This is a genomic window from Selenomonas sputigena ATCC 35185 (assembly GCF_000208405.1).
GTDB lineage: Bacteria > Bacillota > Negativicutes > Selenomonadales > Selenomonadaceae > Selenomonas > Selenomonas sputigena.
The window spans coordinates 2,223,662-2,246,003 of sequence record NC_015437.1; the positions used below are offsets into that span (position 1 = coordinate 2,223,662).

The 22,342-nt window shown below is 60.3% G+C and carries 16 protein-coding genes; 5 read left to right on the forward strand and 11 right to left on the reverse strand.

Features of this window, described 5'->3' with window-relative positions:
• Positions 1-95: 95 nt before the first annotated feature.
• The 6 genes from SELSP_RS10255 to SELSP_RS10280 all read right to left on the reverse strand — a co-directional run bounded on the left by SELSP_RS10255 (position 96) and on the right by SELSP_RS10280 (position 7,543).
• Positions 96-824: an ATP-binding cassette domain-containing protein gene (locus tag SELSP_RS10255; protein ID WP_006194002.1), complete on the reverse strand. Its 729-nt coding sequence runs from the start codon at positions 822-824 to the stop codon at positions 96-98.
• Positions 821-2,371 carry an ABC transporter permease/substrate-binding protein gene (locus SELSP_RS10260; protein ID WP_006194001.1) on the reverse strand — a complete coding sequence of 517 codons (1,551 nt, stop codon included), beginning with the start codon at positions 2,369-2,371 and terminating at the stop codon, positions 821-823. The genes SELSP_RS10255 and SELSP_RS10260 overlap by 4 nt, the downstream gene beginning before the upstream one ends.
• A gap of 16 nt (positions 2,372-2,387) precedes the next feature.
• Positions 2,388-3,017, reverse strand: a complete 630-nt coding sequence (locus SELSP_RS10265; protein ID WP_006194000.1) for a pyridoxamine 5'-phosphate oxidase family protein — start codon at positions 3,015-3,017, stop codon at positions 2,388-2,390.
• A gap of 155 nt (positions 3,018-3,172) precedes the next feature.
• The gene (locus SELSP_RS10270) at positions 3,173-4,189 is read right to left on the reverse strand and encodes a LacI family DNA-binding transcriptional regulator (RefSeq protein ID WP_006193999.1); all 1,017 of its coding nucleotides are present in this window, start codon (positions 4,187-4,189) and stop codon (positions 3,173-3,175) included.
• Entirely contained in the window at positions 4,174-5,643 is a 1,470-nt protein-coding gene (locus tag SELSP_RS10275; RefSeq protein ID WP_006193998.1) for a sucrose-6-phosphate hydrolase, read from the reverse strand. The genes SELSP_RS10270 and SELSP_RS10275 overlap by 16 nt, the downstream gene beginning before the upstream one ends.
• Positions 5,644-5,647: 4 nt before the next feature.
• Positions 5,648-7,543, reverse strand: coding sequence for a sucrose-specific PTS transporter subunit IIBC (locus SELSP_RS10280; protein WP_013741011.1), 1,896 nt, complete (start codon positions 7,541-7,543; stop codon positions 5,648-5,650).
• A 203-nt stretch (positions 7,544-7,746) separates the two neighbouring features.
• Between SELSP_RS10280 and SELSP_RS10285 the strand changes: the two genes are divergently transcribed.
• Genes SELSP_RS10285 through SELSP_RS10300 form a run of 4 tightly spaced genes read left to right on the forward strand, consistent with a single transcriptional unit; the run spans position 7,747 to position 12,432 of the window.
• Positions 7,747-9,930: an anaerobic carbon-monoxide dehydrogenase catalytic subunit gene (locus SELSP_RS10285; RefSeq protein WP_013741012.1), complete on the forward strand. Its 2,184-nt coding sequence runs from the start codon at positions 7,747-7,749 to the stop codon at positions 9,928-9,930.
• A complete protein-coding gene (locus tag SELSP_RS10290) occupies positions 9,927-10,886 on the forward strand; it encodes an ABC transporter substrate-binding protein (protein ID WP_006193995.1) in 960 nt (319 codons plus the stop codon). The genes SELSP_RS10285 and SELSP_RS10290 overlap by 4 nt, the downstream gene beginning before the upstream one ends.
• A gap of 14 nt (positions 10,887-10,900) precedes the next feature.
• Complete coding sequence (locus SELSP_RS10295; RefSeq protein ID WP_006193994.1) at positions 10,901-11,662, forward strand: ABC transporter permease; 762 nt, start codon at positions 10,901-10,903, stop codon at positions 11,660-11,662.
• On the forward strand, positions 11,659-12,432 hold the full coding sequence (locus SELSP_RS10300) for an ABC transporter ATP-binding protein (protein ID WP_006193993.1): 774 nt from the start codon (positions 11,659-11,661) through the stop codon (positions 12,430-12,432). The genes SELSP_RS10295 and SELSP_RS10300 overlap by 4 nt, the downstream gene beginning before the upstream one ends.
• 55 nt (positions 12,433-12,487) lie before the next feature.
• On the opposite strand, the gene SELSP_RS10305 is transcribed toward SELSP_RS10300, so the two are convergent.
• On the reverse strand, positions 12,488-13,129 hold the full coding sequence (locus SELSP_RS10305) for a flavodoxin (RefSeq protein ID WP_013741013.1): 642 nt from the start codon (positions 13,127-13,129) through the stop codon (positions 12,488-12,490).
• A gap of 172 nt (positions 13,130-13,301) precedes the next feature.
• Positions 13,302-14,885 (reverse strand): phosphoglycerate dehydrogenase, encoded by a 1,584-nt coding sequence (serA, locus tag SELSP_RS10310; RefSeq protein ID WP_013741014.1) that lies wholly within the window; start codon positions 14,883-14,885, stop codon positions 13,302-13,304.
• Positions 14,886-15,297: 412 nt separating this feature from the next.
• On the opposite strand from serA, the gene serC reads away from it, so the two are divergent.
• Complete coding sequence (serC, locus tag SELSP_RS10315) at positions 15,298-16,386, forward strand: 3-phosphoserine/phosphohydroxythreonine transaminase (RefSeq protein WP_006193989.1); 1,089 nt, start codon at positions 15,298-15,300, stop codon at positions 16,384-16,386.
• Positions 16,387-16,456: 70 nt separating this feature from the next.
• Here the strand turns inward: serC and SELSP_RS10320 are convergent, their stop codons facing one another.
• The 3 genes from SELSP_RS10320 to malQ all read right to left on the reverse strand — a co-directional run bounded on the left by SELSP_RS10320 (position 16,457) and on the right by malQ (position 22,329).
• On the reverse strand, positions 16,457-18,064 hold the full coding sequence (locus tag SELSP_RS10320; protein ID WP_006193988.1) for a DUF4127 family protein: 1,608 nt from the start codon (positions 18,062-18,064) through the stop codon (positions 16,457-16,459).
• Between the two features lie 18 nt (positions 18,065-18,082).
• Positions 18,083-18,805: a DUF2225 domain-containing protein gene (locus SELSP_RS10325; protein ID WP_006193987.1), complete on the reverse strand. Its 723-nt coding sequence runs from the start codon at positions 18,803-18,805 to the stop codon at positions 18,083-18,085.
• A gap of 74 nt (positions 18,806-18,879) precedes the next feature.
• A complete protein-coding gene (malQ, locus tag SELSP_RS10330) occupies positions 18,880-22,329 on the reverse strand; it encodes a 4-alpha-glucanotransferase (RefSeq protein WP_006193986.1) in 3,450 nt (1,149 codons plus the stop codon).
• Between the last annotated feature and the right edge of the window lie 13 nt (positions 22,330-22,342).

A 22,342-nucleotide genomic window follows, 5' to 3' on the forward strand; every position in this document is an offset into this window, starting at 1 on the left:
ATACCATTTCTCGCCTCATTGCGATGCCATAATTTGCTTCCTCATGGCGCAAAAGCACCGCCGTACCACAGACAGCGCTTCCTGCCTATACCGCCCTACATTTTTTCCACAAGCTGGCGCACAAAGTCCGTCGCAGGACTCTCCTCGATCTCCTCGGGAGCGGCGAATTGCTCGATGCGCCCTTCCTTCAATATGAGGACGCGTGTGCCGAGGCGCAGAGCTTCTTCGACATCGTGCGTGACGAAGACGATCGTGAGACCGCCGCGTGCGTGAATGGCGCGGATCTCGTCCTGCAGTTGACGGCGCAAGAGAGCGTCGACCGCGCCGAACGGCTCATCCATCAGCAGAAGCTCGGGCGACGCCGCCAAGGCGCGCGCGATGCCGACGCGCTGTTGCTGCCCGCCCGAAAGCTCGGCAGGGTAGCGTTCGCCAAGCTCTGCGGCAAGGCCGACGATCGCCATCCACTTCGCCACGGCCTTCTTCGTTCGTTCCTTGTCGCTCTTGTTCCAGAGGTTCGGCACATAGGCGATATTTTCCTCGACCGTCAGATGCGGGAAGAGCACGCTGCCCTGAATCGCATAGCCGATCTTGCGGCGCAGCTGCACGAGATCCGCCGTTTTGAGGCTTTCGCCGAGCACCGTGATCTCGCCCGAAGTCGGCTCGACGAGTCCGTTGATCATCTTGAGAAATGTCGTCTTGCCGCCGCCCGACGCGCCGAGCACCGTGATGAATTCTCCCGTCTCGATGGAAAGACTCAGACCGCGGACGGCCTCCGTCCCTCCATACGATTTGCTTACATCGCGAAACGTGATGACCGCGCTCATCGGAGCACCCCCTTTTCTTCCAAGAAGCGGCGTGCAACCGCGCGCGGCTCCTCGCCGCCCGACTCGACCACGTCGTTCATCTCTGCCATCTCCGCTTCCGAAATCAGTCCGTCGAAATGCGCGAGCAAGTCGCGAAGTTCAGGATGTGCAGAGAGTGCCTCCTCGCGTACGACCATGCCGCATTCGTAGGACGTAAAAAATTTCTTGTCGTCTTCAAGCACGATTCCATTGACCTTGGAAAGCCGCCCGTCCGTCGTGAAAACGATCATCGAATCGAGCTTGCCTTCGTCTAGCGCCTGATACTTGAGACCGATGTCGATATCGACCGTCGAAGCGAAGTTCATGCCATAAGCGCGGCACATCGCAGGGAAGCCATCCTCGCGCTCGAAGAAATCGTACTCGGCGCCAAAATTCATCTTGTCTGCGATGCGTGCGAGGTCGGAATACGTCCTGAGCTGATACCGCTCGGCGAGATCCCGCCGCACGGCGATGCCGAAGGTATCGTTGAAGCCCGTCATGCCGAGCCACTCCATGTGATACCGATTGCGATACTCTTCCTGCAGCTCGGCAAAGCGCGATTCGTCGTAGGCGTCCGTGCGTTTCAAAACCTGCAGCCAGCCCGTTCCTGTATACTCGGGATAGATGTCGAAATCGCCGTTCTCCATCGCGGGCATGATGTTCGACGTGCCGCCGCCGACGCCCGGCGTCAGGGCGACCTTCAAGCCGCTGTCCTGCTCGATGACGAACTTGAGCATTTCTCCGAGAATCAGCTGCTCCGTCATCGGCTTCGTCGCGATGCGGATGACGGCGACCTTCGTGCTCTGGAAGAACGCATAAGCGCCGCCTGCTGCGACGAGCGCGAGAGAAATCGCCGCAAGACGCCGCCACGAACGTCTCCTCCGCCCCCTCGTATCGCTTCGGCGGAGAAAGACACGCTTTTCGAGGCGAGCGAGAACGGTATCAGCCAGGAGCGCCAGACAGGCGATGAGGAGCGAGCCGTCGAAGGCGAGCGCTGCATTATTCGTCGTGATGCCGCGGTAGATGGCGATGCCGAGGCCGCCCGCACCGATGAAGGACGCGATGCCCGCGAGCGCGATCGTCATCGTCGTCATGTTGCGGATGCCTGCGAGAATGACGGGCATGGCGAGCGGCAGGGCGATGCGCCTGAGCACCTGGAAGCGCGTCGACCCCATGCCGACCGCCGCTTCGATGAGGAGCGGATCAACATTCTTCAAGCCCGTATGCGTATTCTTCACCATCGGCAAGAGCGCGTAGAGTGTCAAGGCGATGATCGCCGTCGTATTGCCGATGCCCGAAAAAGGCAGAAGAAAGCCGAACATCGCGATCGACGGGATCGTGTAGAGAAAATTGACGACGAGAAGCGTCGGCTGCGCCATGCGGTCAACCTCGGCAATCAAAATGCCCATCGCGCCGCCAATCACGATGGCGAGGACGATTGCCACCAGCGCTATGGCAATATGCTCCAGCGTAAGCTGCAGGAAAAAATCGCTGCGCTCATGGAAAAGTCGTATCATCTCTGCAAACATGGGGATTCCTCCTCAGTCAGTGCGCCTCGCTGTCCAGCCTTTCGATCGCTTCCACAGGACAGCTTTCAAAACAAAGTCCACAGTGCAGGCAGTGCGCGGCCGCAATCTTGTACGGCTCGCCTTCCGCGATGCACTGCTGCGGACAGACCGCCGCGCAGGTGCCGCAGCCAATGCAGTCCTCGGTGATGCGAAAGCCCTTTTCTTCGCGCTCTGCACGGCCGAAGGAACTGCTCTCACGACAGATTGGACTCTTGCCGAGGTCAAAAAATTCGAGTCTGCCCTCCGCGATGACGAAGGCTTCGAGGATGTAACGCGCCTCGCCCGGATAGACGCCCTCCATCGAGGGATTCTCCTGAAAGATACGGTCGATCATCGCCTTCTGCTCGCCGTCCGCAAGCCTTTCGGCGCGTCCCATAAGACGTACCGTCTGCCACTCCTTGTTGAGTCCCGTAACAGCGACGGCGGGATTCGCCATAAGTTCGGCATAGAAATTCTTGCCGCGCGCCGTGCAGAAGTAAAGCCGCCCCTCTTCCACCAACATCACGTCGATGATGCGCACGGCGGGCGCTCCCGTGCAATCGACGGTCGCAAAGGCGCAGTCGCGGATATTGCGCAGGATTTCCAGATACTCTTGAACGCCCATCATGCTATCGCTTCCTTTCGGTGATTTATATACTCATTGTAGCATAAAACTCGCCATACGAAACATTTTTTCTCTTATCGGCTTCGTCCCCATTGTCACTCGAAAAACAGAAAACCCGCCTTCGACTCACAATCGTAGGCGGATTTTCTTCATCTTGCTTATCCCTCGCTGCCCCAAAGCACCTTGCCGACGCTGCCGCGCTCGATGAGTTGGGCGGGGAAGTCGCTGACGGATTCGACGACTTCTCCTGCAAGCATCTTCAACAGCATCTTCGCCGCGCGGCGGCCGAGCGCTTCGTAGTCGAAGGCGACGGTCGTCAGCGGCGGATACGTCACAGCGCCCAGTTCGTAGCCGCCGAAGCCCACGACAGAGACTTCTCCGGGCACGGCGACGCCGTTCTCATGCAGCGCACGCATAACGCCGACGGCCAGTCCGTCCGTCGCGCAGATGACGGCGCTCGGCTGATAGGCGAGAATCTCCTCGCTCTTTTTATAGGAGTCGTCGAAGCCGAAGTCCGTCTCCACGAAATTCACGCTCGCGTTGCGGTTGCCGCGCGAGAAGACCTCGATGAAGCCGTCCTTGCGCGCGACGCCGACGGCCTTGTCCTTCTCCGTGACGCCCACGAAGACGACGCGCTCATGCCCCATGCGGCGGATGTAGTCGCCGAGCAGGCGTCCCGCGCCGAAATCGTCGGCCTTGATATAGCGCACCTTCTCATGCTGCTGTCCGATGAAGAGCACGGGAATGTCCCGCTCTTTCAGTTCCTTGACAAGCGCGATATGCTCGTCCGTGATGCCGAGAGACGATACAAGGATGCCGTCGACGCCGAACTGCGCGAGATGCTCGATATTCTTGATTTCACGCGGCATTTCCAGAAACGAGGATTCGAACAATGTCCGGCAGCCGACCTCGTCGAACGCCTTCGCAATTCCCGTGAGCAGCTTGCCGCCCGTCGGCGAATCGACGCGCGGCATGACGATGCCGATCACACCGCTCTTCTTCGCCTTCAGCCGACGCGCGAAGGCGTTCGAGGAAAATCCCGTCGCCGCGATCGCCTTCTGGATGCGCTCCGCCTTCTCCTCGCTCACATAGCCATGGTTCAAATAGCGCGAAACCGTGCTTTTCGACACCTCGGCAATCGCTGCGATATCCTGGATCGTCACCTTGCGTTCCATGTAAATCCCCCCAATTCCCACAAACTTCCCTCTATGCGTTCGAGCTTCCTGTCCGCCGAGATCACGAGCTTCGGCTTCTCCTCCTTCATTGGAAAGACGAAGAAGGAAGCAGCTTCCTCGCCGTCTTGGAAGAAGACCTCGACGGCGGTCTTGTCCTGATAGATGTGCAGTCTCAGCGAATCGCGCACGGCGAGCCGGAAGCGGCGCACGCCGCGCCCGCCGAGCCGCATTCCCGTACGGTCGAGCGTCATGACGGCAGTGCGCCGCGCGTAGGAAAAGCGCATGTATTCGCCCGTTTCCATATAAGCGAAATCGATGTGAACCTCCTGCGCCTCACCAAAAGCAACCTCAAGCTCGATTTCCGACTTTGGCGCGAGTTCCTGTCCAAGCTCCTCCACTTGGGATGCACCGAACTTCTGCGCCGCACCGTTGCGAAGAGCCTTCATCTCTTCGAGCGGCGCGTAGAAGAGCCTGCCGTCCGCGAGGCGCAGTTCGCGCGGCATCGTCAGAGAGAAGAGCCAGCCCTCTTCGCGTGTCGGATACTCCGCCTCACGCTCGGGCATACCCATCCAGCCGAAGAGAATCGCACGCCCCTCGTGCACGAACGCCTGCGGCGCATAAAAATCGAATCCTTGATCAAGCTCATGAAATGCGCCGTGCTGCAGCTTCAGTGAATCGACGTCGAGCTTTCCTGCGACGTAGCCCGACTGGTAGAGGTTCTGCCAGCGATAGGCCTCGGCGCCAAGCCCCTGCGGCGAGAAGAGCAGCACATCGCCTTCCGCAAGCGGCAGAAGCGTCGGGCACTCCCACATGTAGCCGAAGTCCGATAGCTCCGTCTCAATCTCGCCCGCAAGCTGCCACGCGCCCTCCTTTTTTTCGTAGAGCACGGCGCGTCCCTTCTCTTCTGTCGTCTGCGCACCGAGCACGAGGAACTCGCGCCCATCTTTTACGAAGCGGCTCGGATCGCGAAAATGCGCCGTAACCCCCCGCGGCTCGTGCTCGATGATGATTTCATCCTTTACGGCGATCCCCTTTTCCGGCTGCCACGTGGCGAGTCTCTGCGCAGGCGTGCGCACGCCGTCCTCCTTGCGGTTGCAGGTGTAGACGAGGCGCAGGGCGTCATCCTCGACGAAGCCCGCGCCCGAGTAGCAGCCGTCCTTGTCGTGCACGTCGCTCGGCCAGAGCGCAAGCTCAGGCAGGCGATAATGCACGAAGTCTGCCGTTTCCACATGTCCCCAGCACTTGTGCTTGTGCTCGACGCCCAAGGGATTCCACTGAAAGAAGATGTGGTACTTTCCCGCGTACCACGAAAGCCCGTTGGGATCGTTGACGAGGCCGAACGGCATTTCGAGATGAAAGTCGTTGTGCCAGCGGTGCTGCAGGGGAAATCCCTCGCGCACCTTCGCGTCGATCGCTTCCTTGTCAAACGCCTTGTCGAACGCTTCGTTTGCCATGATCTCACTCCTTCGGATCGAAGAGCGTGTACGTCAGGCCGAAGGCGATGCTGAAGCCGATGACGTTGACGATCAGGTATTCGAGGAGATGATCCATGTAGAGCAGCGTGCCCGGCAGAACCGTCACGCCCATGCCCGTGCCCGCGAGGTGCATGATGCCCGACGCCGCGCCGGCGCAGGCGCCGCCCGCGAGCGCGTAGAGGAACGGCTTCATGAAGCGCAGATTGATGCCGAAGATCGCCGGCTCCGTGATGCCGAGAAACGCCGGGATCGCCGACGAGATGTAGAGAGCGCGCTTCTTCTTGTTCTTCGTGCGCGCCGCGACGGCGACCGCAGCGCCGCCCTGCGCGATGATCGCGCCCGTGATGATCGCGTTGAAGGCGTCGCGTCCCGTCGAAGCGAGAAGCTGGATCTCCAGCGCGTTGAACACATGGTGGATGCCGCTGACGACGATGACCTGATGCAGACCGCCGACGATGAAGCCGCCGATGCCGAACGGCAGCTCAAGGAACGCACGCACCGCGCCGAACACGGCAAGCTCCAGCGTATGCATGATGGGTCCGACCACGAGAAGTCCGACGATCATGCACGAGAAGAGCGTGAGGAACGGCGTGAAGATGAGGTCGACGACGTCGGGGATGAACTTCTTGAGTCCCGCTTCAACCTTTGCGGCAAGGATGCCGAGGACGAGCGCCGGCAAGACCGATCCTTGGTAACCGACGACGGGAATCGAAAGCCCCAAGAGATTCATGTAGATGGGCTGCGCTTCCCCGCTCGCGATCGCGTAGGCATTCGGCAGCTGCGGCGCAACGAGCATGAGTCCGAGGACGATGCCGATGACAGGCGTGCCGCCGAACTTCTTCATCGTTGACCAGCAAACGAGCGCCGGCAGGAAGGCGAACGCCGTATCCGTCAGGATCTGGCTCATGCGCACGAGGTTGTCGCTCATCTCGACGCCGAGGTTCTGCAGCATGCCGCGCAAACCCATGAAAAGACCGGTAGCGACGAGCACGGGAATGATCGGCACGAAGACGTCGCCGAACGTGCGCGAGATCTTCTGCGCCGTCGTCATCTGCTCGTATGCAGCTTCCTTGTTGGAGCCGCCCACAAGCGCGGGATTCATGCCGACGAGCACGTCGTAGACCTTGTTGACGAAGCCCGTGCCGAGAATGATCTGGTACTGCGCCGCCGCGAAGAACTGCCCCTTGACGCCGTCGATGTTCTCGACCGCCTTGTCCTCGATCTTATCCTTGTCGTTCAAGATTAGCCGCAGGCGCGTCGCGCAATGCTCGGCGGAGCGGATGTTCGCCATGCCGCCGATGTGGTCGAGAATCTCTCGCGCCACGCGCTCCTCGGCAGGCATCGAGGCATAGGCGGGATTCGGCCCTGCCGGTGCTGCAGCCGCCGCAGGTGTTCCCGCCGCCGCAGGCGCTGCCGCCTCGCTTGCCTCTTCCTCGCCTTCGCCCGGCGAGGAGACCTTCTGTGCACCCAAAGAGAGCGTAATCGTGCCGTAGTCCGCCGCATTCGTCACGACGACGGGCGTCGTCGTATCGTAACCGGCCGCGCGGATCGCCGCCTCGTCAAACTCGATGAGGAGATCGCCCTTCTTGATCTCGGCCCCCTGCTCCACATGCGCCGTAAAGTGCTTGCCCTCAAGGTTCACCGTGTCGAGTCCGACGTGAATGAGCAGGTCGACGCCCGCCGTCGAATGAAGGCCGATCGCGTGCTTCGTCGGAAAGAGCACCGTGACCTCGCCGTCGAACGGCGCGCGAACCTTGCCCTGCGGATTCTTGACCGCAGCACCGCGCCCCATGAGCTCGCCGGCGAACGCAGGATCGTTGACCTCCTTGAGGGCGATGAGCTCGCCCTCCAAGGGGCTTTCCAACAATAATTCCGCCATTCCCATTCCCCTTTCTATGAAATCGGTTTCATAATTCCACTTTTATCTTACCCCGCGCAAGAATCATTGTCAATAGATTAGAAGGAATGCGCAGCAAAAAGAATTTTTTCGCCCCATTGACATGTAATCCAGTATGTTATATTATCTTTATTGTATACTAAACATGTATGAATAATACCTTCTACAAAAAAGGAGCTGCCGCCATGAAGAAGACGATTGACAGCCACGAGCACACGCACAGCCACGACCATAGCCACGACCACGAACATGCACATGGCCACACGCACGACCATGTGCACACACATGATCACGACCACGCACACCCTGCCTGGCAGCCGCACACGCACGACGCGGCGCATCCGCACACGCACGGCGGAGTCAACGACTACATGCAGGCGGTTTCCGCCTACCGCAAGACGTTCGCCTCGAAGCAGGATGTGCTCGACAAGACGCCCGATCCCGCCGTGCGCGAGATGCTGCTGCACATGGAACAGATCGGCTGTGATACGGCGTTCGACCGCTTCGATCAGCAGAAGCCGCAGTGTTCTTTCGGCCTCGCCGGCGTCTGCTGCAAGAACTGCAACATGGGGCCGTGCAAGATCACGGCGAAGAGCCCGCGCGGCGTCTGCGGCGCCGATGCCGACCTCATCGTCTCGCGCAACCTCCTTCGGAGCGCTGCGGGCGGCGTCGCCCAGCACGGCGCACACGCGCGCGAAGTGCTGCTGTCGCTGAAGTTCGCCGCCGAAGGCAAGCTCAAACTGCCGCTCCTCGGAGCAAAGCGCATCCGCGAGGTCTGCCGTGCCTTCGGCATCAATACGCGCGGTCAGAGCACGCGCCGCCTCGCGAGCCGCCTTGCCGACGTGCTGCTCGCCGATCTCTCGCGCGCCCTGCCCGAAGAGTATCGCTCCATCGCTGCACTCGCCCCCGCCGAACGAAAAGAAGTCTGGCAGAAACTCGACATTCTGCCGATCAGCGCCTACAACGAGGTCTTCGACGCCTTCCACCGCACGGGCTGCGGCACGGACGGCGATTGGCAGAGCGTCATGAAGCAGTTCCTGCGCTGCGGCCTCGCCTTCTGCTACACGGGCGTCGTCGCCGCCAACATCGCGACCGACGCGCTCTTCGGCGTCGGTCATCGCGCGACCTCGAAGGTCAACGTCGGAGCACTCAAGAAAGGCTGGGTCAACATCGCCGTGCACGGCCATCTGCCGACGCTCGTCAGCGAAATCGTGCGTATCGGCCGCACGCAGGAATTCATCGACCTCGCGAAGAAACACGGCGCAGAGGGCATCCAGTTCTACGGCATCTGCTGTTCGTGCCTCGCCGCCATGTACCGCTACGAAGGCGTCATCCCGCTCTCGAACGCCGTCGGCGCAGAACTCGTGCTCGGCACGGGTGCGCTCGACCTCTGGGTCGCCGACGTGCAGGACGTCTTCCCCTCCATCATGGACGTGGCGCGCTGCTTCAAGACGACCGTCGTCACGACGAGCGATGCGGCGCGTCTGCCCGGTGCGGAGCACTACGCCTACGACCACCATCACTCGAACGTCGCCGACACGGAGAAGCTCGCGCGCAAAATCGTCACGCGCGCCATCGAAAGCTTCGCCGCGCGGCGCGACGTGCCCGTCTTCATCCCCGCCTACGAAGTCACGGCGGAAATTGGCTTCAGTGCCGAATCCGTCAGCGATCGCTACAAGGGATTCGGCGCGATTGCAGAAGCGCTGAAGAGCGGCAAGATCCGCGGCATCGTCAACATGGTCGGCTGCAACAACCCGCGCGTCGTCTACGAGCGCGCCATCATCGACATCGCTGAGGAGCTGATAAAGAACGATGTCCTCATCTTCACCAACGGCTGCGCCTCGTTCCCGCTCTTGAAGCTCGGCTACTGCAGCCTCTCGGCGCTCACCAAGACGAGCAGGAATCTGCGCGAATTCCTCGGCGAAGACCAGCCGCCCGTATGGCACATGGGCGAGTGCGTCGACAACACGCGCGCCTCGACGATCCTCGGCGGCACGGCAGCAGCGGCAGGCAAGGACATCAAGGACATGCCGTTCGCGTTTGCGAGTCCCGAGTGGGCGAACGAGAAGGGACTTGACGCCTCGCTCGCCTTCCGCCTCTTCGGCATCAACTCCTACCACTGCGTCGAACCGCCCGTACAGGGCTCGACGAACGTCGAGAACTTCCTCAAGAAGGACACGCAGGAAACGCTCGGCGCCGTCATGACGGTCATCACCGATCCCAAGGCGCTCGCGAAGAAAATGCTCGAAGACATCGACGAAGCGCGTCGGGCGCTCGGCTGGAAGACGTGCGCACCGCTGCAGCTTTCCGCCTCGGAAGCGAGCGGCGAGACGGATTCCATACCGGCAGCGAAGGCGGCAAACGCATGAAACAAGCAGCAAGAAAACGCATCCTCGTCCTCGCTTCACTCCTTGCCGTCGTCGGCGCACTCGCCATCTTCGGCAGCTACCGAAGCGAAGCCGAGCCGCGAGACGTGCGCACCGTGCGCCTCGCCTACCTGCCGACCACCCATGCCCTGCCGCTCTTTGCCCAAAAGGAAATGGAATCGCCCGACGGTCCCGTCCGGATCGAGCTGATCAAGTACGGCTCATGGCCCGAGCTTATGGACGCGCTCAACACAGGGCGCGTCGACGGCGCCTCGGTGCTCATCGAGCTTGCCGTCAAAGCGCGCGAACAAGGCATCGATCTCAAGGCGGCGACCCTCGGGCACAAGGACGGCAACATCGTCGTCACCCTGCCCGAGATCGAACGCGTCGAAGACCTCAAGGGCAAAGTCTTCGCCATCCCGCACAAGCAATCGACGCACAAGCTGCTCCTCGACGAGCTTCTCGCCGCTCACGGCATGACGGAACGCGATCTGAAAGTCGTCGAGATGACGCCGCCCGAAATGCCCGCCGCACTCGCGCAGAAACAAATCGCCGGCTACTGCGTTGCCGAGCCTTTCGGCTCGCAGGCCATCGCTCTCGGCGTGGGAAAACTCTTCGCGCGTGATGACGAACTCTGGAACGAAAGCCCGTGCTGCGCCCTCGTTTTCAACGGCAGCTTCGTGCGCGAAAATGAGGAACTTGCACGCGCGACGGTCAAGGCATACATGGAGGCGAGCGAGCATCTGAGCGAACATCCTGAAAGCCGGCCGGAGATCGCCGGCCATTTTCTCAAGACGAAGCCCGCCGTACTGGAAAAATCCTTCGGCTGGATCTCCTACGACGATCTCGCCATCAGCGAAGAGACCTACGATGCATTGACCGCACGCATGAAAGCGGCGGGGCTGCTGCAGAAAGCGCCGCCCTACGAAGACTTCGTCGACCGAAGCCTTCTCCCTTGAAAGGTTTGTGATTTATGAAAAACGTCCGGCATCTTATCGGCGCAGCCGCCGTCACTCTCCTCTTTTGGCAGGCGATCTGTGCGTTCGGCGGCTGGCACGAAGCGCTTTTCCCCTCACCGCTCGCCGCCATCCTGGGATTTGTCGAGCTCCTCAAGGACGGTGTGCTCTTCGAGGATGTCGCGGCGAGCCTCGTGCGCTTCGCCGTCGGCTACCTCGCCTCCGTCCTCCTCGCGCTCGCTGCAGGTCTCATTCTCGGCTGGTACTCCAAGGTATGGGCGTACCTCAACCCCATCGCGCAGGTTCTTCGCCCCGTCTCACCCGTCGCCTGGCTGCCCTTCATCGTACTCTTCTTCGGCATCGGCGAAGCGCCTGCCATCGTCATCATCTTCCTCGCAGCGTTCTTCCCCGTGCTGCTCGCGACTGTCGCCGCCGTGCAGAAGCTCGACCCCGTCTATCTGAAGGTCGCGCAAAACTTCGGCATCAAAGAGCCTGCCGTTTTCACGAAGATCATCCTGCCCGCCATCTTCCCGCAGATTGCCACGGGGCTTCACCTCGCCCTCGGCACGGCCTGGGTCTTCCTCGTCGCCGGCGAGATGGTCGGCGCCCAATCGGGGCTGGGCTTCCTCATCATCGATGCGCGAAACAATCTCAGAGCCGACCTCCTGATGGCAGCAATCCTCACCATCGGACTTCTCGGACTTCTCTTGGACAGCGCCATGAGCCTCGCCGAGAGGCAGCTTTACCGCGCCTGGGGCATACGAGGAAGGAAATCATGAGCTACATCGAAATACGAGACGTCTGCCGCCACTACGAACAGAAGGGCGCACGCTTCACGGCGCTCTCCCACGTCGACCTAGCCATCGAGCACGGCGAATTCATCTGCCTCCTCGGCCCCTCGGGCTGCGGCAAGAGCACGCTCCTCGCAGCGCTCGCGGGCTTCGACCGCGTATCGAGCGGCAGCGTGCGCATCGCGGGCGAGGAGGTCACCTCACCGTGCATCAAGAACGTCACGATCTTCCAGAACTACGGGCTCCTGCCGTGGCGCACGGTGGAAAAGAACGTCGAACTGGGGCTCGAAAGTCTCGGCACAGCGCCCGAAGAGCGCGCAAAGATCGCGCGCCGCTACCTCGCCCTCGTCGGCTTGGAGCGCTTCGCCTCGCACCATCCCGCAGAACTCTCGGGCGGCATGCAGCAGCGCGTCGCCATCGCGCGCGCCCTCGCCGTCGATCCCGACATCATCTTCATGGATGAACCGTTCGCCGCCCTCGACGCCATCACGCGCATGAGCCTGCAGGACGAGATCTCCGCCATCTGCCGCAGGCAGGGCAAGACCATCATCTTCGTCACGCACGACATCGACGAAGCCGTCGTGCTCGCCGACCGCGTCGTTGTCATGACGCCGAACCCCGGCAAGGTCAAGAGCATCATCGAGGTCGACCTCCACGGCAAACGTGACCGCACAAGTCCCGACTTTCTCCACATCCGTGACCGCATCTTCCGCGAATTCTCCCTGAAGCCCGCCGACAAGACGGAATACTACATATAAAAAGGGAAGAGGCTTCCTCTGCGCGCAGAGGAAGTCTCTTCCCTTTCCCATATCCCTATTCGCTTTTCGCAGCTTCTTTCCAGTTGAGGTTGTCGAGCCATTCCTTGACCAAGGGCTTCACGAGCCTCGGCGTATCGTGGACAAACTTCCCTTCAAGGCCGAGACCGTCGAGAACCTTCGCGCCCTTCGCATGGAGCGGGATGTTCTTCTCATTTCCCGTCAGAGCATCCGTCAGGGACGTCGAAAACGGAATGATCGTCTTGCCCTCGAAATCGTTCGTTTCGAGGAACGTATAGACCGCCATCGGCATATCGCTGCACCAGTTCGGGTAGCCGAGGAAGATGATGTCGTAGTCGGCGAGATTCACCTTCTCCGCAAGCTCCGGCCGCGCGTTCTCCTTCTGCTCACGACGTGCGACCTCAAGCACCTCCTTGAGCTTCTCCGGATACGCCTCCTTCGTCTTGATCTCAAAAAGATCGCCGCCTGTTTCGTCGGCGATGATCTCCGCCAGTGCCGCCGTATTGCCCTTCTCGGTGCGGCCGACAGCATAATTCTCACCCGCGCGGGAGAAATACGCGACAAGCACCTTAGGACCGCCAAAACCGAAACCGGCAAAGGAACCTTGCAGACTGTACGCCGCAGCAGCCAGGACAGTCAGCAAGACAGCGCCGATCAGCATTGCTTTTCTCAAATTCATGATGGCCTCCTCTCTCTTTCCTCCTCCATTATAACCTACATGATGGAACAAGAAAAGGGGCGGCCTGCCCATGCCGCCCCTTTTTGAGGAAACTTCTCTCCACCGTGTTTTTCATCACGCCTGCAGCCTTCATCAGCGTTCACCGCAGACGAGCATCTGCCGCATCCAAGCCTCAGATGGCGTGGAAGTTCACGAGGCGCGCGCCGAAGATGCCGTCGACGGCGGTGATCTGCTGCAGCAGATCTTCGGGGATGTCGTGATCGACGGTCAGCACCATGACGTTCGTTCCTTCCTTGTCCGTGCGGCCAACCTGCATGCTCGAAATGTTGACGCCGCGCTCGCCCATCATCGTGCCGACCGTGCCGATGACGCCGGGGCGGTTGATGTGCGGGCAGATGAGAATGCGATCGTGCGGATCGACGTCGACGCGGTAGCCGTTGATCGAGACGATGCGGCCTTCCGTGCCGAAGAGCGTGCCCTTGACGACCGTTTCTCCCTTCGCCGTCTTGACGCAGACGGAGATGAGGTTCTGGAAGTCCTGCGACTCCTTGTGCTTTACCTCGCGCACCTTGATGCTGCGCTCCTTGGCAAGGCTCGGTGCGTTGACGTAATTGACGTTGAATTCCAGGACGGGGTTCAGCATGCCCTTGATGACGCCCGTCGTGAGCATCTGCGTGTTGACCTCGGTGATGTCGCCGCTGTACTCGACGGCGAGCTCCGTGATCGCGCCGTCAGCCAGCGAGCATACCGTACAGCCAAGACGCTCGGCGAGGTCGAGATAGGGACGGATGACGTGCATGACGTCCGCCGACACGGGCGCCATGTTGACTGCCGTCAAGACAGGCTCGCCCGAAAGCGCCGCGCGGATTCCCTCCGCCACGTCGAGAGCGACGCCGATCTGCGCCTCGACCGTCGATGCGCCAAGATGCGGCGTGAGGATGATGCCCGGCACGCCGACGAGCGGATTTCCCTCTTCCAAAGGCTCGCTCGTGAAGACGTCAATCGCCGCGCCTGCGACATGCCCCGCCTTCACAGCGTCGGCGAGATCCTGCTCGTTGATGATGCCGCCGCGCGCGCAGTTGACGAGGCGCACGCCCTTCTTCATGCGTGCGATCGCCTTCTTGTCGAGCATGTCCTTCGTATCGGGATTGAGCGGCATGTGCACCGTGATGAAATCCGACTTCTCGATCACTTCATCGAGCGTGCCGACGACGACGCCCATCGCCTTGGCGCGCTCCTCGTTGATGTACGGATCGTAGCCGATGACGTTCATATCGAAGGAGAGCGCACGCTTGGCGACGCCCGAGCCGATGCGCCCCATGCCGATGACGCCGAGCGTCTTGCCGCGCAGCTCGACGCCGACATACTTCTTGCGGTTCCACTCGCCCTTCTGCATCGTCTCGTTGGCTATGGGGATGTTACGGCTCATCGCGAGCATCATCGCCATCGTGTGCTCCGTCGCCGCGATCGTATTGCCGCCCGGCGAATTGATGACGATGATGCCGCGCGCCGTCGCCGCCGCCACGTCGATGTTGTCGACGCCGACGCCGGCGCGGCCGATGATCTTGAGCTTCGCCGCCTTGTCGATGACGTCCTTCGTCACTTTCGATGCCGAGCGCACGATAACAGCCTCGAAATCGCCGATGATGTCCAGAAGCTCCTCATGCGAAAGCTTCGGCTTCTCGACAACCTCAAACTTCGGGGAAAGGATGTCAATCGCCTTCTGAGATACGCCGTCTGCTACGAGAATTTTCATATCCATCGCTCCTCTACGACTAGATGTTCACTCCATAAGCAAGTTACACGCACAAACGTCCACTCTGTGGACATTGTGCGCCGCCCTTAATGAAAGTTATCCAATCAGTCTGCGCCTTCGGCTTGACTTCTTGGACTTTCATAGTAAACTACACGCACAAACGTCCACTCTGTGGACATTGTGCGCCGCCCTTAATGAAAGTTATCCAATCAGTCTGCGCCTTCGGCTTGACTTCTTGGACTTTCATAGTAATATCATATCATTTTTTCAGCAACTTATCCAGTGGACAATCGTATGGCAAGCATACTTACCGAGAAAACAAAGATTCACTTGACGAAAACACGAAAAAGGGGGTAGAATTGAGTGTATATTTGTATAGGAGTCACTTTTCACTCTGTCAGGAGGTCTTTCTGTGGAAGCGAATCGCATTTACAATTTCAATCCCGGCCCTGCCGCTCTGCCGCTTGAGGTGCTCAAGGAAGCGCAGGCGGAGTTTCTCAATTTCGACAACTCGGGCATGTCGATCCTGGAGGTTTCGCACCGCGCCAAGGCGTATGACGAGGTGCACAACCAGGCGAAGGCGGACATCCTCTCGCTCATGGGACTCGGCGACGACTACGACGCGCTCTTCGTGCAGGGCGGCGCAAGCCTCGCTTTCGCCATGATTGCGATGAACTATGCGACGAAGGAGAAGAAGGGCAGCTATGTGCTGTCGGGCAGCTTCGCGACGAAGGCTTACGAAGAGGCCGCACTCCTCGGCGTCGGTGAGATCGCGGCTTCCTCGAAGGACGGCGGCTTCCGCCATGTGCCGACGCAGGAAGAAATCAAACTCGATCCGAATGCAGCGTATCTTCATCTGTGTTACAACAACACGATCTACGGCACGGAGTATCACTACATTCCCGAGACGGGCGAAGTTCCGCTCTTTGCCGACATGTCGTCCGACATGCTCTCGCGTCCCCTCGACTTCAAGAAATTCAGCTTCATCTACGCAGGTGTGCAGAAGAACCTCGGCCCCGCCGGAACCTGCCTCGTCGTCGCGAAGAAGTCGCTGCTCGAAAAGAGCCCCGAGACGCTCCCCACAATGCTTCGCTACTCGACGCACTACAAGAAGAACTCCCTCTACAACACGCCGCCCGCTTTCGGCATCTACATGGTCGGCAAGGTCGCCGCATGGATCAAGGCGCAGGGCGGTCTCGCCGAAATGGCGAAGCGCAACGAGAAGAAGGCTGCGCTGCTCTACGATGCAATCGACAGCTCCGACGGCTTCTACAAGGGACATGCGGACAAGGACAGCCGCTCCTTCATGAACGTCACCTTCCGCCTGCCGAGCGAGGAGCTTGAGAAGAAGTTCGTCGCCGAAGCCGCAGAATACGGACTTGGCGGCGTCAAGGGACACCGCTCCGTCGGCGGCATGAGAGCGTCGATCTACAACGCGATGCCCTACGAAGGCGTCGCCGCTCTCGTCGACTTCATGCAGAAATTCCGCAAGGAAAACTAAAGGAAACACGAAAGAGCCGCCCGAAGCTGGAATCCAGCTTCGGGCGGCTCTTTTCTATGCGTTTCTTACATCACTGTGCCGTCACGATGTCGGCTTCGAACATGCGATTCCATGGGAAGTTGACCTTTATCTCGCGCAGTGCGGGCAGGGGCGGCAGATTGTTGTCGGCGAACTCGCGCATCATGCGGTCGGCGCGGTACTGAACGCCGAGGATCTTGTCGTCGAGGCTCATGTAGACGCCGCTGCCGCGCAGCCAGCCGAGCTGACGCGCGATCTTGTTGCGGACGTTCGCCTGATACGCCCAGTCGTCGAGGTAGCGCGTGAGCAGGAGGCTGTCCCGCGCGTCGTCCGTCATGCGCTCGGCAAGCAGCCCCTCAGCGACGGCAAAGCCCGTGCTGTTCGTCGGCGTATTCCAACCGGAATACGCACGCAGCTTGAACAGCAGATCTTCGCGCTTCAGGCCTTCCATGAGTGCGTTGTCCGCGCCGTTCGCATAGGCGACGTCGGCGATGCCGACGGGATAACCTTTAGCGATGTAGTCCTTGAGCAGATCGAGGAAGTACTGCGTGCCATCGCGCACCTTGCCGTCGTTCGTGCGCTCGTTCGCTTCATACGTCTTGCCGTTGGGATTCGTGTTGACGAGCAGGACGTACTCCGACGTCTCGGGGCGCTGAATGAGGACAGCCCCCGCCGCCGTGGCAGCGGCGCGCACCGAATCCTGGATGTGCTCGTCGGAGTAGGCGGGCACGGTGCGCCCGCCCGTTCCCTTGTTGTAGCGAACGTGAATGAAGGGCATCTTGTGCTCGATGTTGTTGACGGCGCGCGAAAGCAGGAGAAGCCCCACCTCATCAATGCCCGACATCGTCTGAAACTTCGAGGAGCCCAGTCCTGCGCTGTAGGCAAGGAGCTTCCGGCCTTCCATGTGCGTCTGCGAGTACGGCGCATTGTCGTCGCGCCCGAGCACGAAGTAGTCAAAGACGCCGCTCTTCGTATAGTCGATGAGTTTTTCGTTCGCCGCGAAATTCTTCGTGCGGCGGCTCATCCAGTCTTCCATGGACTTTTCGGGAATCAGCTCCTTCAAGAAGGCATATTCCTTCTTTTCCCTCGACGTCAGTCCTTCGACTTCCTGCTTGTCCGTCAGGAGCGTGTAGCGAAAGATGTCCGCGCCGTAGTTCTTGTAATAGCCCGGCTCTTCCGATCCCGACGCCTCGCCCGAGCGCGGCGTGCGCATGATCGAGCCGAAGACGTAGAGCGGCAGCGCGGGATGCGCTGCGCGGAAATCCTCGAAGTTCTTGAGGCGCGCCATGATCTCGCCGCGCGTGCAGTCGTGCTTCCTTGAGCCAACGAGACTGCCGTAGAGCATCGAGTCCGACGAGATGACGGCGGCGCTGACCCCGGACGCATTTTCCTCCGCCCAAGTCCAAAGCTCCTCGGGATGCCCGAGGTCGGTGCGGCTGCCGAGCATGTCGTCGGGCGGCACGATGACCTCATAGCCAAGTTCGCGCACGACGTCCGCCGTCTGCTTGTCCGAGATCGGACGGTTGTCGTGCGGAATGAACATGATGCGCTTCTGGCGCGGCATCTCTTCCGCCTTGTCCTTCCTGCCGGCCTCAGCAGCAGGAAGGGCGAGGAAGGCGAGCGCGAGCAAAAGCGCTAAGACCTTGTATGTTTTCTGCAATTTGCACTTCCCTTCTTTTCACTCTGCAGGAGACGCATCGTCCGACGTCTCGGCACGCTCTTCCTTCATCTTGTCACGCATGTCTGACCACAGATCCTTCGCGCGGTCGACGGTCACGCGTTCCTTCGTCTCAAGCTCCTTGTTGTGCATGAGCATCGACAGGTAGCGGCCAGCCGTATCGTAGTCGCCGAGGCGGAAGTGGATCGCACCGATCAGGTAGATGCAGTCGGCTTCCGTCATCTGTCCTTGCGGGAAAACCTCGCGCGAGCGCGACTCGATGTAGAGCTTGCCGGCTTCCGCGAGGAACTTCTCCTCGTTCTCCTTGTCGCCTGCCTCACGGTAGATCCATGCGAGCGTGAGGTTCAGTCCCGCCTTGTGGGCGAATGTCTCCGTCGTGAACTTCGTGTAGAAGATCGCGAGCTTCAGCGCCTTGATGGCATCGTCGCGCGTGCGCTGCTCCTTGAACTCGCTCGTTCCATTATGTCCAGCGAGGAAGTCCTGAATCTCCTTCTTCGCCTTCGGTGCGACGCCGTTCAGGAAGTGGCGTTCGTCCTCGGCGTAGCCGCAGTGCTCACAGACCCAGATGCGGTAGTAGTAAGGATTGATGTCCTTGTAGTGCGTGCAGAGGTCATTGTCGACCGTCTCGGTAATGAGGCGCGAGCGCACCTTCGTCGCACGCGTTTCCATGCTGCAGATCGGGCAGGGCTTCTTCACCACATAGAGATAATCCTTTTCAGCCATTGTATCAGATCTCCTTTGCTGTAATCATATATCTGCAGGGACGGCGGATCTTTTCCGCCATCCCATTGCATACGCTACCTTTCGTACAGCTCGCACAAGCCCCTAAGGCGCTTCGCGTCCTCTTCGGCATGTGCGAAGTCCTTGAGCCGCCAGCGCCAGTTGATGCCGACGGTGCCGGGCACGTTCATACGGCTGCGGCTGTCGAGGGCGCGTACATCCTGCATGGGGACGATGACGAGACGCGCGTTCGACGCATAGGCGAACTCGACGAGCTTATCGCAGATGTCCTTCGGCCGGTCGGCGTGTGCGTTCAAAAGCTCCGCGACCGCCGCCCGCTCGGGGGCGTCGAGATCCTGCGTGAACCAGCCGACCGTCGTATTGTTGTCGTGCGTGCCCGTGTAGACGATGGAGTTTTCGGGCACGGCGATTCCGACGCGGCGCATCTCGTTGAAGTTCAGGCAGAAGTGCAGAACCTTCATGCCCGGATAGCCGCAGTCGTCGCGCAGTTTTTCGACTTCGTCGGTGATGATGCCAAGATCTTCGGCGACGATGGAAAGATTCTCGACCGACTTCTCCATCTCTTCGAAGAATGCCTTGCCAGGCCCCTTGCGCCAGCAGCCGTTGACCGCCGTCTTCGCCTTGCCGTCGATCTCCCAATACGCCTCGAAGCCGCGGAAGTGATCGAGGCGCACGATGTCGACGAGCGAGCAAAGCTTCCGGAAGCGAGCCTTCCACCAGCCGTAGCCGTCCTCCTTCATCGCCGTCCAGTCGTACTGCGGGTTGCCCCACAGCTGTCCCGTCGCGCTGAAGTAGTCGGGCGGCACGCCCGCGACCGTCTTCGCCGTGCCGTCCTCGTTGAGCGAGAACAAGCCTTGGTTCGCCCAGACGTCGACACTGTCGTGCGAGACGAAGATGGGCATGTCGCCCATGACTTTGACGCCCTTCTTTCGCGCGTAGTCGTGCAGGTGTTTCCACTCTTTGTCAAACAGATACTGCCAGAACTTCTGGCAGCCGATCTCGTCCGCCAGGCGCTCTCGCGCCGCACGAAGCGCAGCGTTCTGTCGCTCCTTCAGCTCTGGCTTCCACTCGAACCACGGCGCTTTCTTGTTCTCAGCCTTCAAGGCCTCGAAGAGCGCGTAGTCGTCAAGCCAGGCTGCCTCCTTATCGCAGAAATCCCGGAAAGCGTCGCTTTCTCCCTGTTTCTGGAAGTTCTTCCACGCACGCTCCAAATGCTTCTTCTTGAACGCCCATGCCCGCTCATAATCGATGAAAGCGGTCGCACTGTCGGCCGCCGCCTTCACGTCACGCGCCGCGAGCAGTCCGTCGTCGATGAGCATGTCGAGCGAAATGAGCATGGGATTGCCCGCGAACGCCGACGGCGATTGATAAGGCGAATAGCCGAAATCGCTGACGGGGCACAGCGGCAGAACCTGCCAGACCTTCTGCCCGGCGGCGGCGAGGAAATCGACGAAGCGATAAGCGTCGCCGCCAAGATCGCCGATGCCGTACTTTGACGGCAGGGATGTCGGATGAAGCAGGACGCCCGCTTCGCGCGGGAAGCGCCTCTCCTCCTGCACGGCCTCGTAGATGCGCGCCGAAAGGGGCGGGAGCTTCACGGTCAGGACGCCGCGCTGAACCTGCACGCGTTCCTCCCCTTCGAGAGCTTCCTGCAATGTTCCCTGCAGGAAATCGCCGACATTGAGCATGACCTTCTCCTCCTGCGTACGACTGCGGTTGATGATGACGACGAAGGCCTCGTTCTTCGCGGGTGCGCCGAACTCGTCCGTGCCGCTTCGGATCGTGCGCGCATAGGCGAGAATGTTGCCCTCGCCCGCGAGCGGCAGGAGGTCGCCCGTTTGAAGCGCCGTATGCTCGTTTCGCAGGCGTATGAGCTTCTTGTACCAGTCGCGCACGGAGGCATCCGGATTCTCCCATGCGTACGGGCTGCGGTTGTACGGGTCGCGGAATCCCTGCATGCCGATCTCATCGCCGTAGTAGATGCACGGCATTCCCGGATACGTCATCTGCAGAAGCGCCGCGAGGCGCAGCCGATCCGTGCCGAGTTTGTAGTGCTCGGCGTCGAGTTTGAAGCGCGACTGATGGATCGCCGGCATGCCGTCGTAGAACGGCGCCTCGCCCAAGAGCGTGATCGCTCGCTCGACGTCGTGGCTGCCGATGAGGTTCATCATCACGTAGAAATTTTCCTTCGGGTAATTCTCTCGGAGGCTCTCCAGAAGGCGCATCGCCTGGCGTCCGTCAACGTAGTTGAGCAGGAAGTCCAAGACCGTCTTGCGGAATGGATAGTTCATCGCCGAGTCGATTTCCTGCCCGCAGAGGTACTCGCGCGGCACGCCGTAGCTGATCTTGTTCGACGCGTCCTCCCAGACCTCGCCGATGAGAATCGCATCGGGATTCATCGCCTTGAGTTCGCGGTAGAAGCCTTGCGTGAACTTCGCGGGCAGTTCGTCGACGACATCGAGACGCCAGCCGCCGATGCCCATCTTCGTCCAGTAATGCAGCACGCTGTTCTCGTCGCGGATCACGAAGTCCATGTAGGAAGGCGTCGTCTCCGTCACGTTCGGCAGCGTGGAAAATCCCCACCAGCTGTCGTATTCGTAAGGATACTTATGGAAGTTGTACCAGCTGTAATAGGGCGACTCCTGCGACTGGAACGCGCCTAAGCTATCGTAATTGCCCTCGCGGTTGAAGTAGATGCTGTCGCTTCCCGTATGGCTGAATACGCCGTCGAGGACGATGCGGATGCCCTCGGCCTTCGCCGCCTTCACGAGGTCTTGAAACTCCTCGTTCGTGCCGAAGATCGGATCGATCTTGTGGTAGTCGCCCGTATCGTAGTGGTGGTTGCTCGGCGACTCGAAAACGGGATTGAGGTAGATGACGGAAATGCCAAGCTCCCTCAGGTAGGAAAGCTTCGACTTCAGCCCCTTGATATTGCCGCCGAAGAAATCGTACTGCACGATTTCCTTGGTATCGACATCCTTGTAGTAGCAGGGCTGGTCGCCCCAGTGCGCGTGCACGACGGCGCCCTTCTTCTCGACGATCGCATCGCCCTCGCGGCAGAAGCGATCGGGGAAGATCTGGTACATGACGGCATGCTTCGCCCAGTCAGGGGTCTTCGCGCCCTTGTTGAACACGGTGATCTGGAACGACGGCGGTGCGTTGTCGTAAATGCCGCCCATGCCGCCCAGATGCTCGTTGTTGTTGCCGTAATACCATGTGCCGGAACTCGTGGCAACGATGAAATAGTACCATAGCAGGCAGCCGGTATCGGGCAAATCGATGCGCGCGACATAAAAGCGGTCCTGGACGCCTTCCGCCGACTTCGTCTCCAGCTCGATGAGCCTTTCCCCCGCGCCTTCTCGCCAAAGGCGCAGAATGACCTTCGATACTTCGTCCTGCGTTCGGATGCGAATGCCGAGTTGGACGGAGGATGATGCCTCGGCGGGTCCCACGGGCGAGCGGTAAAACACATCTTGCGAGTTGTGCTCCGCTTCTCGCTGCGCCATAATATCGCCTCCT

Coding starts and splice junctions, on each gene's coding strand:
- SELSP_RS10325 (WP_006193987.1), bottom strand. CDS start 18,805: ATGGCTGAAAAGGATTATCTCTATGTGGTGAAGAAGCCCTGCCCGATC.
- serA (WP_013741014.1), bottom strand. CDS start 14,885: ATGAAAATTCTCGTAGCAGACGGCGTATCTCAGAAGGCGATTGACATC.
- SELSP_RS10265 (WP_006194000.1), bottom strand. CDS start 3,017: ATGATGGGCGTTCAAGAGTATCTGGAAATCCTGCGCAATATCCGCGAC.
- SELSP_RS10295 (WP_006193994.1), top strand. CDS start 10,901: ATGAAAAACGTCCGGCATCTTATCGGCGCAGCCGCCGTCACTCTCCTC.
- SELSP_RS10280 (WP_013741011.1), bottom strand. CDS start 7,543: ATGGCGGAATTATTGTTGGAAAGCCCCTTGGAGGGCGAGCTCATCGCC.
- SELSP_RS10260 (WP_006194001.1), bottom strand. CDS start 2,371: ATGTTTGCAGAGATGATACGACTTTTCCATGAGCGCAGCGATTTTTTC.
- SELSP_RS10290 (WP_006193995.1), top strand. CDS start 9,927: ATGAAACAAGCAGCAAGAAAACGCATCCTCGTCCTCGCTTCACTCCTT.
- SELSP_RS10275 (WP_006193998.1), bottom strand. CDS start 5,643: ATGGCAAACGAAGCGTTCGACAAGGCGTTTGACAAGGAAGCGATCGAC.
- SELSP_RS10270 (WP_006193999.1), bottom strand. CDS start 4,189: ATGGAACGCAAGGTGACGATCCAGGATATCGCAGCGATTGCCGAGGTG.
- malQ (WP_006193986.1), bottom strand. CDS start 22,329: ATGGCGCAGCGAGAAGCGGAGCACAACTCGCAAGATGTGTTTTACCGC.
- SELSP_RS10305 (WP_013741013.1), bottom strand. CDS start 13,129: ATGAATTTGAGAAAAGCAATGCTGATCGGCGCTGTCTTGCTGACTGTC.
- SELSP_RS10300 (WP_006193993.1), top strand. CDS start 11,659: ATGAGCTACATCGAAATACGAGACGTCTGCCGCCACTACGAACAGAAG.
- SELSP_RS10285 (WP_013741012.1), top strand. CDS start 7,747: ATGAAGAAGACGATTGACAGCCACGAGCACACGCACAGCCACGACCAT.
- SELSP_RS10255 (WP_006194002.1), bottom strand. CDS start 824: ATGAGCGCGGTCATCACGTTTCGCGATGTAAGCAAATCGTATGGAGGG.